General features: G+C 43.7%; 11 protein-coding genes. 3 read left to right on the plus strand and 8 right to left on the minus strand.

The window, feature by feature from the left end; genetic code table 11:
* Position 1 precedes the first annotated feature (1 nt).
* From DBR43_RS05660 to pepE, 5 genes are read right to left on the minus strand one after another with little or no spacing between them, the layout of a single operon-like run.
* Positions 2–1,180 (minus strand): NRAMP family divalent metal transporter, encoded by a 1,179-nt coding sequence (locus tag DBR43_RS05660; RefSeq protein ID WP_124578737.1) that lies wholly within the window; start codon positions 1,178–1,180, stop codon positions 2–4.
* Complete coding sequence (locus DBR43_RS05665) at positions 1,177–1,977, minus strand: LamB/YcsF family protein (RefSeq protein WP_124578739.1); 801 nt, start codon at positions 1,975–1,977, stop codon at positions 1,177–1,179. The genes DBR43_RS05660 and DBR43_RS05665 overlap by 4 nt, the downstream gene beginning before the upstream one ends.
* The gene (locus DBR43_RS05670; protein ID WP_124578741.1) at positions 1,970–2,935 is read right to left on the minus strand and encodes a biotin-dependent carboxyltransferase family protein; all 966 of its coding nucleotides are present in this window, start codon (positions 2,933–2,935) and stop codon (positions 1,970–1,972) included. Before DBR43_RS05670 ends, DBR43_RS05665 begins: the two co-directional genes overlap by 8 nt.
* Positions 2,925–3,635 (minus strand): 5-oxoprolinase subunit PxpB, encoded by a 711-nt coding sequence (gene pxpB, locus DBR43_RS05675; protein WP_124578743.1) that lies wholly within the window; start codon positions 3,633–3,635, stop codon positions 2,925–2,927. The genes DBR43_RS05670 and pxpB overlap by 11 nt, the downstream gene beginning before the upstream one ends.
* A gap of 57 nt (positions 3,636–3,692) precedes the next feature.
* Positions 3,693–4,397, minus strand: coding sequence for a dipeptidase PepE (pepE, locus tag DBR43_RS05680; protein ID WP_233602881.1), 705 nt, complete (start codon positions 4,395–4,397; stop codon positions 3,693–3,695).
* Between the two features lie 150 nt (positions 4,398–4,547).
* Here pepE and DBR43_RS05685 point away from each other — a divergent pair, with 150 nt between their 5' ends.
* The gene (locus DBR43_RS05685) at positions 4,548–5,351 is read left to right on the plus strand and encodes a glycoside hydrolase family 16 protein (RefSeq protein WP_124578745.1); all 804 of its coding nucleotides are present in this window, start codon (positions 4,548–4,550) and stop codon (positions 5,349–5,351) included.
* Positions 5,352–5,433: 82 nt separating this feature from the next.
* Here DBR43_RS05685 and purL read toward each other — a convergent pair whose 3' ends face one another.
* The gene (gene purL / locus DBR43_RS05690) at positions 5,434–9,099 is read right to left on the minus strand and encodes a phosphoribosylformylglycinamidine synthase (RefSeq protein WP_124580469.1); all 3,666 of its coding nucleotides are present in this window, start codon (positions 9,097–9,099) and stop codon (positions 5,434–5,436) included.
* Positions 9,100–9,321: 222 nt separating this feature from the next.
* Between purL and DBR43_RS05695 the strand changes: the two genes are divergently transcribed.
* The gene (locus DBR43_RS05695) at positions 9,322–9,738 is read left to right on the plus strand and encodes an immunity 70 family protein (protein ID WP_124578747.1); all 417 of its coding nucleotides are present in this window, start codon (positions 9,322–9,324) and stop codon (positions 9,736–9,738) included.
* Between the two features lie 10 nt (positions 9,739–9,748).
* On the opposite strand, the gene DBR43_RS05700 is transcribed toward DBR43_RS05695, so the two are convergent.
* Complete coding sequence (locus DBR43_RS05700; RefSeq protein ID WP_124578749.1) at positions 9,749–10,768, minus strand: helix-turn-helix transcriptional regulator; 1,020 nt, start codon at positions 10,766–10,768, stop codon at positions 9,749–9,751.
* A gap of 105 nt (positions 10,769–10,873) precedes the next feature.
* Between DBR43_RS05700 and DBR43_RS05705 the strand changes: the two genes are divergently transcribed.
* On the plus strand, positions 10,874–12,442 hold the full coding sequence (locus tag DBR43_RS05705; protein WP_124578751.1) for a TROVE domain-containing protein: 1,569 nt from the start codon (positions 10,874–10,876) through the stop codon (positions 12,440–12,442).
* Positions 12,443–12,918: 476 nt separating this feature from the next.
* Here DBR43_RS05705 and DBR43_RS05710 read toward each other — a convergent pair whose 3' ends face one another.
* Positions 12,919–14,118: a serine hydrolase domain-containing protein gene (locus DBR43_RS05710; RefSeq protein WP_124578753.1), complete on the minus strand. Its 1,200-nt coding sequence runs from the start codon at positions 14,116–14,118 to the stop codon at positions 12,919–12,921.
* Positions 14,119–14,181: the final 63 nt, after the last annotated feature.

The following is a 14,181-nucleotide window of genomic DNA, read 5'->3' on the forward strand; positions in this document are numbered from 1 at the left end:
GTTAACTGATCATTGTAAACAGTACTTTCCCGCTCATGAAGGTCATGATCAAGACGACCAATACCCCAAAGCAAGTGAGCCAGACCGGGTGTTTGTAATCTCCAACGATGCGGGTCTTATAAGCTGCAAAAAGAATCGTGGCCAGCGTAACCGGCAGGATAAAACCATTCACTACTCCCGCAAGGATCAGGAGTTTTACCGGTTTCCCAACCAGGATAAAAATGACCGTCGAAACCAGGATAAAGGCAATGATCACTTTGTTCTCATTTTTAGCAATTTTAGGACTGAAAGATTTCACAAAGGACACAGAAGTATAGGCAGAGCCGATCACAGAAGTTACAGCAGCAGAAAACATCACCAGACCAAACAACCGATAGCCGATTTGGCCCGCAGCCAGCTGAAAGACAGAAGCTGTAGGATTACCTGCATCAATTGCCAGTCCCTTACTGATCACACCCAGTGAAGCCAGGAACAGAAAGATGCGAACCAGCGAGGCTACAGAAATGCCCATAACGGCACTCGTACTCACTTCCTTCAATGCGGATTTCCCTTTAATTCCCGCATCCAGCAAACGGTGGCCCCCGGAGAAGGTGATGTAACCTCCAACTGTGCCTCCAACTAAAGTCACAATCGTAGCCAGGTCTATTTTTAAGGGAATGAAAGTCCGCAGCACCGCCTCTCCTACCGGAGGGGCTGAAGTGATGGCGATGTAAATGATCACGATGATCATGATGAAGCCCATCGCCTGAGCGAAACGGTCCATGGCTTTTCCAGCTTCCCTGATCAGGAAAATGGCAATAGCCAGCGCAGCAGAAATCACCGATCCTGTAACTACAGAAACACCCAGCAGCGCCTGCAAGCCTAGTCCGGCACCCGCAATGTTGCCAATATTAAAAGCCAGTCCGCCTAAAACAATCAGCAGGGAAATGAAGCCTCCCAATCCGGGAAGCAAGATATTTGCAATGTCCTGAGCCCTTTTTTCGGAGACAGCGATCACCCTCCAGATGTTCAGCTGAACCCCAATATCAATAATGATAGAAGTGAGGATAACAAATCCGAAGCTTGCGCCCAATGATTGTGTAAAGACTGTGGTCTGTGTTAAAAAGCCCGGGCCAATGGCAGAGGTTGCCATTAGGAATGCGGCCCCCATAAGGACACTTCTGTTTTTCATGATCTTCATTCAGCGGAATTATTAGCAGTTTTGCGCGTTTGATTTGCTGAAGATAAGGTAATCCCTTCCTTCCTAAAAGCAGCATAAATACCTTCGGCAAATGCTACAGCCGAACGCCCATCTCCATGAATGCAAATGGTATCCGCTTTAATGCTTACCGGGCTTCCCTGTTGAGAAAGCACCTCTCCTTTTTTGATCATTTTAATGACCTGAGCGATCGCCAGCCCGTGATCGGTGATCAAAGCATCGGGTTGTTTTCTGGAAGTCAGGCTGCCGTCCTGCTGATAGGTCCGGTCTGCAAAAACCTCGTTGGCAACCCCTAAACCAATTGCGTTTCCTGCATTGATCAGCTCGGAACCGGAAAGTCCATATAAAATAAGTTCCGGATCAACCTTATATACTGCTTCTGCGATGGCCGTAGCAAGGCCTTTATTTGCGGCGGCCATATTATACAATGCACCGTGAGGTTTCACATGCTGCATCGATCCTCCTTCGGATTTTACGAAAGCAGCCAGGGCACCGATCTGATAAACCACCATATCATAGGCTTCTTCGGGACTGATTGCCATTTCCCTTCTTCCGAAGCCCTGCAAATCGGGCAATCCCGGATGCGCGCCAATAGCGACACCATGCTTCAATGCCAGGCGAACAGTCTTTTTCATTACTGCCGGATCTCCTGCATGAAAACCACAGGCAATGTTGGCAGAAGAAACGAAAGGCAATATGGACTCGTCATTTCCGATATCGAAAGCACCAAAGCCTTCCCCCATATCGCAATTCAGATCAGCGGTATAATGGTTAACCATTGATGGGATATTTAAAAGTTAATGTTTGATGAAGTTGTCTGAGTTCCTGTTCTTCGGAAACCGCAAGGACCTGTGCCTGAGCTAAGGTAATTAATTCAAAGCTTAAAAGATCGCCACTTTGAAACTGGGCCAGTTTGCCTAAGTCGACACTGGCTACCTGTAAGATTCTGGGATAGCCGCCGGTGGTCTGATGATCGGCCATTAAGACAATCGGATTTCCTTCCGCAGTTACCTGAACCGTTCCGAAAGCTACCGCAGAGGATAACATTTCTTTCTTTTTCAGCAATTTTAATGCGGTACCCTCCAGGCGATAGCCCATCCGGTCTGCTTCCTTACTGATCTTAAATTTCTCTGTAAGTATGGCAGCCATGCTCTTTTCATGGAAATCTTCAAATTCAGGTCCTCTGATCACTCTGATCAGCTCATCCTGCCTGCGCTGGTACATTTTTGGACTCAGCGACCAGTTGAATGCGCCCGGCAGATCCGGAGCAGCAGATTTGAAAGGAATCAGGTCTCCGGTTTTTAAGGCCCTGCCTTCCAGTCCGCCAAAACCGGCACGAAGGTAAGTGGAATTACTACCCAATACCGGAGGCAGGTCGAAACCTCCATGAACAGCCAGGTATGTACGGCATCCGGAGCGGGCCTGACCGAAAGAAAGGATCGCTCCTTTTTGTATATGTATTGGACGCCACATCGGAACAGGGACACCATCAACTTCAGCTGAAAGATCGGCACCGGTAATGGCAATCAGCTGATCTTGTTCAAAAAGAAGAAAAGGCCCCATTAATGTGCATTCTATTCCGGCTTCTCCAGCTGTGTTTCCAACCAGCATATTGCCTAATTTCCAGGCATGGGCATCCATCGCACCAGCAAGTATGATTCCGTCTTTACGGTACCCATAACGTCCGGCATCCTGAACGGTCGTTAACAAGCCTGCTTTAAGCACCTTAATCCCCATTTTTAATCCTCCTTATTTTCTTAAATTCCTTTTCAGAAATCTCGACAAAGCGAAGCCTGTCGCCCGCTTTCAGAAATGCAGGAACTTCCCTGTCGAGGTCAAAAAGATCAATCGGGCTTCTGCCGATGATCTGCCAGCCTCCCGGAGTTTCAATGGGATAAATTCCTGTTTGCTCTCCTGCGATGCCTACTGATCCAGCAGCAATCTTCATTCTTGGGGTATCTTTTCTTGGGGCAGCAATCAATTTATTCATTCCACCGAGATAAGGAAAGCCGGGAGCAAAACCAATCATATACACCAGGTATTCCGGAGCCGTATGAAGTGCAATTACTTCTGCAGTACTGATCTTATTGTGACTGGCTACGAAGTCCAGGTCCGGCCCCCATTCTCCGCCATATAATACGGGAATTTCCAATACCGGACCGGAAGAAACCTCTTCCTCTTCCAACACTTCATTTGCCATTTCCTGGAGAAGTGGCAGCAATTTACTATAGTTGATAACCCAGGGCTCATAATATAATGTCACCGTGGTAAATGCAGGTACATATTCGACAAACCCTTCAAAGCTATATTCATCAAGGTAAGCACAAATAGCGCGTACCCTTGCGTTGATGGCAGGACTAATCTGATCACCAAGCTGGATCACAATAGCCGCATCACCAAGTGGATAGCATTTAAAAGAATTTGTTTTTTGTGTCATTTAAAGATCGCCTCAAAACAAATATAATGATATAATACCGGCGATTTCCGTTGCGGGTTAAAATCTTAATACCGAGCCTGGCTCCAGTTCATAAGGCGCCATCCGTTGCCTGAATATGCGGGAAGGCTTGTTTCCTGCCGTGGTTACCTCTTCTCCCTGAACGCGGATCCAGCTTCCTTCCCTGAGCCCAACTACCGGAGTGTCATTGAAGACATGAAATTCTTTGATCCGGGTTTCTCTCGTTTCGCCGTTATGTGTACTGTTTGGATCAGGGTCAAGGTAATGTGCATTAATGTTAAAAGGAACAAGTCCCATTGTAGTAAAGTCAGGAGGATATACAATGGGCATATCGTTTGTGTTCTTCATGTTGAGGCCACCGATATTACTGCCTGCGCTCGTGCCCAGGTAAGGGGTCCCGGCTTCCACGGCCATTTTCAGGTCTTCCATCAGGTTGAGCTGATGCAGCTGCTGTACCAATAAAAAGGTATTTCCTCCTCCTGTGAAAAAACCTTCCGCCTGTTGGATGGCTTCCACAGGATCAGAAAAAGTATGAACTCCGTTCACTTGAATGTTTATGGAATGAAATGCCTCCCTTACCTTTTCCGTATACTCGTCATGACTGATTCCTCCCGGACGTGCAAAAGGAATAAATACAATTTCAGAAACGTCTTTGAAGAAAGACTTCAATTCGGGCAGGAGATAAGCCAGGTACTCTTCTCCAAACATGGTAGAAGTACTTGCCAGCAGTATATTTTTCATCATTATCGGATTAATTGTATGCAATATTAAACACTTAGGCGGAGCTATAAAATTTATTCCTCCATTAATTGGTAAAAGTTTAGGTTTCCCTGCACTTGTTGTTAGACATCAGATATGTCTAAGAAATTTTATCAACCCTATAACCAACCAAAAATGAAAAAAATCTATGTTATGGCAATGCTTGCCATCGTCTTCTTCTCCTGTAAGAAAGACTCAAATGCTGAAGACCCAGGTCGTTCCAAATCAGAAAAAGTAAATTCAAAATCGGCTGTTATCCCTGTTCCCGGGGCAACCATTATCAATTTCAGTGGTTATACCTGGCAGGTTAAAAATGTGACAGATTTAGCTGTAGGTGGCCCCGGACCAAATTACTGGGCCAACAGCAGTGTATGGGTAGATGCTCAGGGCCTGCTTCATTTAAGGATCAAAAGAGATCCAGCTACCGGAAGGTGGAATTGCGCTGAGGTCAGTTCTCTGCAGGAGTTCGGTTATGGTTCTTATGTGTGGAAAGTAGAAGGCGCCGTAGATCAGCTCGACAAGAACGTGATTTTAGGTTTGTTCAACTACAAATCCGGGGATGACGGACATCATGAAGTGGACATCGAATTTGCAAGATGGGGCAATTCGGCATGGCCCAATTTCAACTACACCGTTTATCCGGCCTATGGAGATCCTGCGACACGTAAATTCAACACCTATGAGCTCGCATTAAACGGCACCTACTCTACCTATAAATTTCAGCGAAACAGTCAGAAGGTGACTTACAAAGCTTACCACGGACACAATGAGCTGGAAGGTAATTCCTTCTTTCCATGGAGCACTCCGGATACAGGTTTTCCTGTAAGTACGGAAGCGTTGCCGGTACACATGAATTTATGGTTATTCAATGGTCTGGCACCTTCAAATGCGCAGGAAGTGGAGATCATCATCCATTCTTTCCAGTTTACTCCTGCTTAATTCTAAAATTAAAAATTCCCCGGTATAAAAAGAGCAGCCTTTTGGGCTGCTCTTTTGTAATGATTGATCTTTTAGAATCCTATTATTTACTGGTATTTTCCAACCATTTTCTTGCATTTACAAAAGCTTCCATCCATGGAGTTACTTCGTCTTTACGTCCCTGAGGATAGTTTGCCCAATGCCACTGGAATAAAGAGCGCTCGATATGGGGCATCATTACCAGATGTCTTCCCGACTGATCACATAACATTGCAGTATTGTAATCTGATCCGTTTGGATTGGCAGGATAGCTTTCGTAACCGTATTTAGCAACGATACCATACTGATCTTCCGCATATGGCAACTGGAATTTACCTTCACCATGAGATACCCATACGCCCAAAGTACTTCCGGCAAGACTCGATAACATCACAGAATTGTTTTCCTGTATCGTTAATGAAGTAAAAATACTCTCGTGCTTCTGACTTTCGTTGTGCAGCATTTTAGGTTTTTCTTCATGGTCTTTATTGATCAGGCCTAATTCTACGAATAGCTGACAACCATTACAAATGCCCACCGAAAGGGTATCTTCACGTTTGAAGAAATTCTCCAACGCTACCCTTGCTTTTTCATTGTATAAAAATGCACCTGCCCAGCCTTTAGCTGAACCCAGTACGTCTGAGTTAGAGAAACCTCCTACTGCACCGATGAACTGGATGTCTTCCAGTGTTTCACGGCCGGAGATTAAATCGGTCATGTGTACATCTTTTACATCAAAACCTGCAAGGAACATCGCATTGGCCAGTTCACGCTCCGAGTTACTTCCTTTTTCTCTAAGGACCGCAGCTTTAGGCCTTGGTTTAGATTCGTCAATAACCGGTTTTTTACCATCAAACTGCAATGGGAAAGTATAGTTCAGGACATGGTTTTTATAGTTGTCAAATCTTTCTTTAGCTTTAACAGGACCAGCTTGTTTCTGATCTAACAGGTAAGAAGTTTTGAACCACACATCACGTAGGTGATCGATATCAAAAGTATGACTTGCTGCTGCATTTTTAACCGTTAAGGTAGCCTCGCTTTTTACTTCACCAATTTTATGGTAAGCAACACCTGCTGCTGTCAGTAGTCCCTCTACACTTGCATCTGCCTGGAATACAATTCCGATATTTTCTGCGAAAAGCACTTTGATCAGGTCTTCATTTCCTAAAGCGGAAAGGTCGATTTCTGCACCAAGGTTTCTGTCGGCAAAGCAAAGCTCTAATAAGGTAGTGATCAAACCACCACTGCCGATGTCATGACCTGCCTGGATTTTTCCGGCTTTGATCAGTTCCTGAACTGTATTGAAAGCGGTTTTAAATGCTGCTGCATCTTTTACATCCGGAGTTTCATTGCCAATCCTGTTTAGGGTTTGTGCAAAAGAAGATCCTCCAAGTTTATAGGCATCACCGGAAAGGTTGATGTAATAAACTGACCCGCCATTTTTCTGAAGAACAGGTTCTACCACAGCGGTAATGTCATCACAATGACCACCTGCAGAAATGATAACTGTACCTGGGGCAATCACCTCGCCATCGGGATATTTTTGTTTCATCGACAGGGAGTCTTTACCTGTCGGGATGTTAATTCCTAAATCGATTGCAAATTCCGAGCATGCTTTTACCGCTTCATATAAACGGGCATCTTCTCCTTCGTTTTTACAAGCCCACATCCAGTTGGCAGAAAGTGAAACACTTTCCAATCCATCTTTTAAAGGTGCCCATACGATATTTGAAAGTGATTCTGCAATGGCATTGCGACTTCCTGCTGCTGCGTCGATCAGTGCAGATAATGGTGCATGTCCTACAGAAGTAGCGATACCATCTTTTCCCTGAAAATCAAGTGCCATGACACCACAGTTATTTAAAGGCAACTGTAATGGTCCTGCGCATTGTTGTTTGGCTACTCTTCCACCTACACAACGGTCAACTTTGTTTGTTAACCAATCTTTGGAAGCCACTGCTTCCAGCTGTAATACCTGCTCCAGGTAATTGTCCAGCTGATTGATATCATAAGTTACCGCTTCGTATTTCCTGTCGACAGTTTTATCTTCCATCACCACTTTCGGTGAGCTTCCGAACATATCTTTCAACTCCAGGTCCATTGGTTTTAAGCCAGTGGTTTTAGAAGCAAAAGTAAAACGATGATCGCCGGTTACTTCTCCAACGGTATACATTGGGCTGCGTTCACGTTCTGCAATTTTATGTAAAGTATCGATATGGTCTTTACCAATCACCAATCCCATACGTTCCTGAGATTCGTTTCCGATGATTTCCTTTGCGGAAAGTGTGGGATCGCCAACAGGCAGTTTATCCAGGTCAATCAGACCACCAGTTTCTTCTACAAGTTCAGAAAGACAGTTTAAGTGTCCACCGGCACCGTGATCATGAATCGAAACAATCGCATTCACATCACTTTCCACCATTCCACGAACGGTATTTGCCGCTCTTTTTTGCATCTCCGGATTGGAGCGCTGGATGGCATTCAGCTCAATGCTGGAACCCAGTGCACCGGTATCTGCTGAAGATACTGCTGCACCTCCCATACCAATGCGGTAATTTTCACCACCCAGGATCACAATCTGATCTCCTGTTGATGGTTTATGTTTTTGTGCCTGATCCGCTTTTCCGTAGCCTACGCCACCTGCAAGCATGATCACTTTATCGTATCCTAATTTACGGCCTTCTTCTTCATGTTCGAAGGTCAGTACCGATCCTGTGATCAGGGGTTGTCCGAATTTATTTCCAAAATCAGAAGCACCATTTGAGGCTTTGATCAGGATGTCCATTGGGGTTTGATACAACCATTTTCTTTCTTCTACGCCTTTTTCCCAGGGGCGGTCTTCGGTAAGTCTGGATAATGCAGTCATATATACCGCTGTACCTGCAAGAGGCAAGGATCCTTGTCCACCAGCAAGTCTATCTCTGATCTCCCCACCTGATCCTGTTGCCGCTCCGTTGAAAGGTTCAACAGTGGTCGGGAAATTATGGGTTTCCGCTTTTATAGAGATTACAGAATCAAAATCTTTCAATTGATAGTATTCAGGTAGGTCTGCTCTTTTAGGGGCAAACTGCTGTACTCTTGGTCCTTTAACAAAGGCCACATTATCTTTATAGGCAGAAACAATTCCGTTAGGATTTAATTCTGAGGTTTTGCGGATCAGTTTAAACAGAGAAGAAGGTTGTTCCTCGCCATCAATCACAAAAGTTCCGTTAAAGATTTTATGACGGCAATGTTCAGAGTTGACCTGAGAAAAACCGAATACTTCTGAATCCGTTAATTTACGGCCCAGGTTTTCGGCTAGTTTATTTAGGTAATCAACTTCTTCGTCACTTAGGGATAGTCCTTCCTGTTTATTGAATACAGCAATGTCGCTGATTTCCAGGATTGGCTCCGGCTGAACATTAGTTGTGAATACATCCTGTCCCAGTCCGTCGTATTTTTGAAACAACATGTGGTCGTAATTCGAAGCATCAGCAGTTGATTGCTCAAACTCTTCAATACGGATAATGCCCTGAAGGTCCATATTCTGGGTAATTTCCACGGCATTGGTACTCCATGGGGTCACCATTGCTGCCCTGGGGCCAACAAAGAATCCACTTAAAGATGTTTCCGATTTAACTTTTGCGCCTCCAAACAGCCAACTTAATTTTGAAATATCAGATGGTGTAAGGCTCCGGTTTATTTGCAAGACATAAATCTTGGCAGATGGGGTTTCGAAGAAAAAGATCATATTCATAAAGTGATGCAAAGATACTTTAAAAAGTAATAATGATGCAATTGAAAAGCAATGAAAATAACGGTAGTCCGGAGCTTTGGCGCGATGGTACAAAAAAGACAACCACTATAGATTGTCTTTTTTGCATCAATAGTAATATATTTAAGCATTTTCCATTCAGAACACCGGATCCTGCTTTGATCGAATTAAAAAACAGTTTATCATTAATTAAACAAAATGGCAATAGGACTCAGGGTTGGCCCGATATTTTATAAAATAGGAACAGGAAGTCTCCTGCATTCCTTCTTTTCCAACATCGCCTATCACCTCGAGGATCATAAATGGGGCTCAAAATACCCGTTCCTGATGAAAGAACTCTATCAGGGCGAATTGTCTTTAGCAAACCTTTCTAAAGTTAAAGAGGAGCTCAATGAAATCAGAGCGGCATTCAAAGGATATGCTCCCGATCGTGTAATATGGGATATTGATGATTTAAAGCAGGCCCCTCCCTGGGGAACGCACATTGCAGAAACGATCACCAGTCTGTCAAACTATTTTGTGACCAGTGATGGAAAACAATTTTTTGATGTTTTCGACCAAGCATTGCAGGCAGGTATAGAAATCAGGAAACCGATCAAATTACAATCGCTTTAATATTTATTTATCAGCCGATCATTTCATAATGCCCCATCATATGCTTCAGGTGTTCTTTCATTTGAACAACAAGCACTTCAGGGCTCAGGACTTTCACCTTAGCACCGAAGCCCAGCAGCTCGCGCTCCAGTTCAAAATTTAGCACCACCTGAATGCTAAAAATTTTGCCATCGTTCTCTTCCCTGATTAATCGCTGGGAACGATGTAAAGGCTTGGTCATCATATACGGCGCATTGTCCTGGTCCGACCAGAATATCACCTCAGTATCTTTCTGGTGCGGATATTTGGAAACTCCGATTACATTATGATAGAAATTGGCAAAATCATCAATATTGTTCTCCTGATATTCAGCAGCCCCCTCAGTGATGGACTGGATTCTGTCTAATGCCAGGTTATATAACAATGCATTACTTCCCTGAACCACCCCTATGACAAACCATCTGTTGCGGTATTCCTTTAATAAATAAGGACTAAAGTTAAGCGCATTGGCCTTTTTAGCTTTAAAAGACTGGTAAGTGATGCCCAATGTCCGTTTGGCGACAATCGCTTTACGGATCACCTCAATATATTCCAGTCCTTTCAGGTCGTCATTCTTTTCAAAATCGATCAGTGGCTGCGTTTGCATTTCCTGAGCATATATCTTATCCTCCAGTTTGCTTAACATTTCATTAAGGTCTGCAAAATGACTAAAGCCTTTAAACTGGCTCAGCAAATGAGAAACCTCATTCAGCACCTGCATATCCTGCTGGTTCAGGGGACTATTGGTAATGCTGTAATCCTTATCCGCATAGGTATAGTATTTTCGATCCACCACCACTATAGGTGCTTCATAGCCCAGTTTATTGCTGCGCATCATTTCAAGATCTGCCTGTATTGACCTGCGGCTTACCCCGGTATCAATTCCCTGATATTCATATAAAGCATCCGAACAGGCGGTAATCAAATCTTCCAGGCTCCACTTTCTCCTCCGGTTTTGCAGGCATTGATCAATGGTCCGGTAACGAAGGAGTGCATTGCGGTTTACGGGCATAATTAAATATTTTTCGAAATTTATAAAAATAAATTACACTGCGCAAATAGACTGCGCAAGGCCTCCCAATCTTTGTTTCAACAAATAAAGAAAGGGAGGTTCCCAATGAAATTTAACAGATTAATTCAGCACATATTAGGCGTAACAAATCATGAAGGCGAATATGCCTTTCGACTGGATCGGGCGACGGAACTTTATACCGCTGTAGTGACCTGGAACCTCAATGATTCTTTCTATGAGAAAAACACCACACGTTTGAGTCGTGTGAAGGCACTCATTGCAAAGAATGACCCGGTGTTTGTTGGTAAACTCGCAGTTTATGCCCGAACCAAAATGCACCTGCGTTCTGCACCACTGGTCTTGTTAACCGAGCTTGCGAAACTGCATTCCGGAGACAATCTGGTTTCCCGTGTAACAGAAAAAGTAGTAATCCGTGCAGATGAGATCACAGAATTGCTGGCTTGTTACGAGTTACTGAATGATCGTAATCGTAAGAAAAAACTAAACCGGTTGTCAAAGCAGCTACAAAAAGGCCTTCAATCTGCGTTTAACCGTTTCGACGAATACCAGTTTGCAAAGTACAACCGGAATACCGGCATCAGGTTACGTGATGCTTTATTCCTTGTTCACCCAAAAGCAAAAGATGATGCTCAGCAAAACATCTTCAATAAAATTGCGGCTGGTGCCATGCAAACACCTTACACCTGGGAAACAGAGCTTTCCGCCTTAGGAAAAAGGAGTTTTGACGGAAAATTAGCAAGGGCAAATGCTTTGAGGCAGAAATGGGAAGAGTTGATTGACAGTGGCAGAATAGGCTATATGGCCTTATTGCGAAACCTTAGAAATATATATGAAGCAACAGTGAGTGAAGAACACCTGGAAAAGGTTTGTACGATGTTAACCTCCGCGGAAAATATAGCCAGGGCTAAACAATTTCCATTCCGCTATCTGGCGGCCTACCGGGAACTGTCGTCCAGACTCACAAGAGCAGATTGGTCATTACGATCGAACAACTCAGGTACAGCTGTTAAATCGGCTAAAGAAAAACTATGCGATGCTTTAGAGGAAGCAGTATCCATTAGCGCGGCTAATATTAAAGGATTTAATGGAAAAACCAGGGTATTGATTGCCTGTGATGTTTCCGGATCCATGCAAACACCAATATCCGAAAAATCTACCATCAGGCTTTACGATATCGGTTTAATGCTGGCTATGCTGTTACAGTCCAGATGTGCAAATGTACGAACTGGTATATTCGGAGATTCCTGGAAAGTGATCAATATGCCCAAACACCATATCCTGCATAATGTAGAGGAATTTTACAAACGTGAAGGCGAGGTCGGTTATGCGACCAATGGCTATCTGGTGATCAAAGAATTGCTTTCAGACCGGATAAAAATGGATAAAGTAATGATCTTCACAGACGGACAGCTTTGGGACAGCTATGGCTATGGCGGAAACATTAATGAATTATGGAAACTATACACTAGAAGTGTTGCTCCTGAAGCCAGGCTGTATCTGTTCGATTTAAAAGGTCATAGCACGACTCCTTTAAAAGTGCTAAACAATAATGTTTACCTCATCGCAGGCTGGAGTGATAAGATTTTTGAAATACTCGATGCTATGGAAAATGGCAGGTCTGCATTGAATGAGATTCACCAAATTGTAATATAGCGCAGCCGATATATAAAGAACTTAAAAGAAGGTGTCGTAGATAAGTGTTACTTCGCACTTCCCCAGCTGCCGGTGCAAATCCGGCCCTTGACCTGAAAACCGAGGTAGTGTAAGTAGCAGCACGGGGGGAAAATTTCACTTGCCGCCAGTTACCCTTCTTTTAACAACATTCAATGATGCACATCGCAATTGTGGCTAAGCCGCAGTTGCGATGAATATCAAACAGTTAAAAAAAATAAAATTAAAAAGCAGGAATACCCTATATATAAGAGCCTAAAAGAAGGTGTCGTAGATAAGTGTTACTTCGTCCAAGGTCCAGATACCGGTTCAAATCCGGTCTTTGACTTAAAGGTCAAAGTAGTTTAATTGGTAGAACGGGAAATAGTCACTTATCGCCAGTTACCCTTCTTTTACTAAAATTCAATGATGTACATCGCAGTTGAGACGTCCCATAACCTCAACTGCGTTTATACATTTTAATAAGGAACATATCCCTGCCACTTCCATGGAATACAAGTCTTACCAACAAGGGTTTCTATAAGTTCCTGAAATATCTTTTCACCGTTTTCACTATTGGCCATAATGATGATGGAAATGCCCCGATCCATAAAATTAATGTTGTAATTTCTCCAGGCACCACCGTTCCCTTCTTTAAAGAATGCTTTACCATATCCCGGGCAGTTCAAGAGCCCCCAGCCAAGTCCATACGATAAATTGATATCGTCATTTTCAGTTGTAACTTCGGCTGTTATAGGCGGGAACTGTGTTTTTGAATGGATGGCAATCTGTGGGGAGAGCATCTCCAGCCAGGCTTTCCTGCCCAGGCCTTTCTGCTGCATCACATTTTCTATAAATCTCGTATAATCTGCAATGGTTGTGACCAGAGAACCTCCGGCTACGGCTTCAGTACGTTTTCTTTTGATATCTATATCACCATTATCCATGTGTCCTACGGCCACATTACCATCCCCAAATGATTCATGCCAGATATAACCAGTCCTGGTCATTCCCAATGGTTTAAATACCTTTTCCTGCGCCAGTTCCTCTGTAGTTTTATGGGTAATTTCTTCTATCGTCAATTGCAGCAGTTTAAAACCTTCTCCGGAATACGCATACTTTTGGCCTGGTTTAAAATAAATTCTGATCCTGCCTGCCGAATCCCTTTCACTTGTTACCGGATTAAACCACCTTACATTTGGCAAGCCTGTAGTATGAGTTAAGCACATCCGGGCAGTGATTAGTTTCCAGCGGTCGTCATTCTTTAAGTCGGAAAAATACGGATATTCCGAAATTGGTTTTTCCAGGTACCGATACAGAGGTTTGTCCAGATCAAGTATTTTTTCTTCCACTAATTTCATCATCAGGTATCCAAAAACAGCTTTACTATATGAGGCTCCGTAAACAATAGTAGCGGTATCTAACATGGTGTTCGCCGGCTTGTTCTTAAAACCATAAGATTTAACCAATACCGCTTTACTATCGTTTAATACCGCAAGGTTCAATCCCTGAACATTCGCAGCATCCATTATCTTTTTTACGGTCCGGTCAATTTCTGAAACGGAAATTTTGCTGCCATCAAGTCTTACAATTTGTTGGTCTTGCCCGAATGTTGGCCTGAAGCTAAGCAACAGTGCGACCAATGTAATGGCCGGAAAAGAAAGTGTGAAAGGTTTCATATCCAATTATTTGTTGAACAAATATCGAATAGAATGGCCATCGGGGCAACGACATCTCCCTGT

Source organism: Pedobacter sp. KBW06 (assembly GCF_003852525.1).
Lineage (GTDB): Bacteria > Bacteroidota > Bacteroidia > Sphingobacteriales > Sphingobacteriaceae > Pedobacter.

What these genes read in the sequence shown, in the direction of transcription:
- DBR43_RS05660 (WP_124578737.1), bottom strand. Translation starts at nt 1,180, where the DNA reads ATGAAGATCATGAAAAACAGAAGTGTCCTTATGGGGGCCGCATTCCTA.
- DBR43_RS05665 (WP_124578739.1), bottom strand. Translation starts at nt 1,977, where the DNA reads ATGGTTAACCATTATACCGCTGATCTGAATTGCGATATGGGGGAAGGC.
- DBR43_RS05670 (WP_124578741.1), bottom strand. Translation starts at nt 2,935, where the DNA reads ATGGGGATTAAGGTGCTTAAAGCAGGCTTGTTAACGACCGTTCAGGAT.
- pxpB (WP_124578743.1), bottom strand. Translation starts at nt 3,635, where the DNA reads ATGACACAAAAAACAAATTCTTTTAAATGCTATCCACTTGGTGATGCG.
- pepE (WP_233602881.1), bottom strand. Translation starts at nt 4,397, where the DNA reads ATGATGAAAAATATACTGCTGGCAAGTACTTCTACCATGTTTGGAGAA.
- DBR43_RS05685 (WP_124578745.1), top strand. Translation starts at nt 4,548, where the DNA reads ATGAAAAAAATCTATGTTATGGCAATGCTTGCCATCGTCTTCTTCTCC.
- purL (WP_124580469.1), bottom strand. Translation starts at nt 9,099, where the DNA reads ATGATCTTTTTCTTCGAAACCCCATCTGCCAAGATTTATGTCTTGCAA.
- DBR43_RS05695 (WP_124578747.1), top strand. Translation starts at nt 9,322, where the DNA reads ATGGCAATAGGACTCAGGGTTGGCCCGATATTTTATAAAATAGGAACA.
- DBR43_RS05700 (WP_124578749.1), bottom strand. Translation starts at nt 10,768, where the DNA reads ATGCCCGTAAACCGCAATGCACTCCTTCGTTACCGGACCATTGATCAA.
- DBR43_RS05705 (WP_124578751.1), top strand. Translation starts at nt 10,874, where the DNA reads ATGAAATTTAACAGATTAATTCAGCACATATTAGGCGTAACAAATCAT.
- DBR43_RS05710 (WP_124578753.1), bottom strand. Translation starts at nt 14,118, where the DNA reads ATGAAACCTTTCACACTTTCTTTTCCGGCCATTACATTGGTCGCACTG.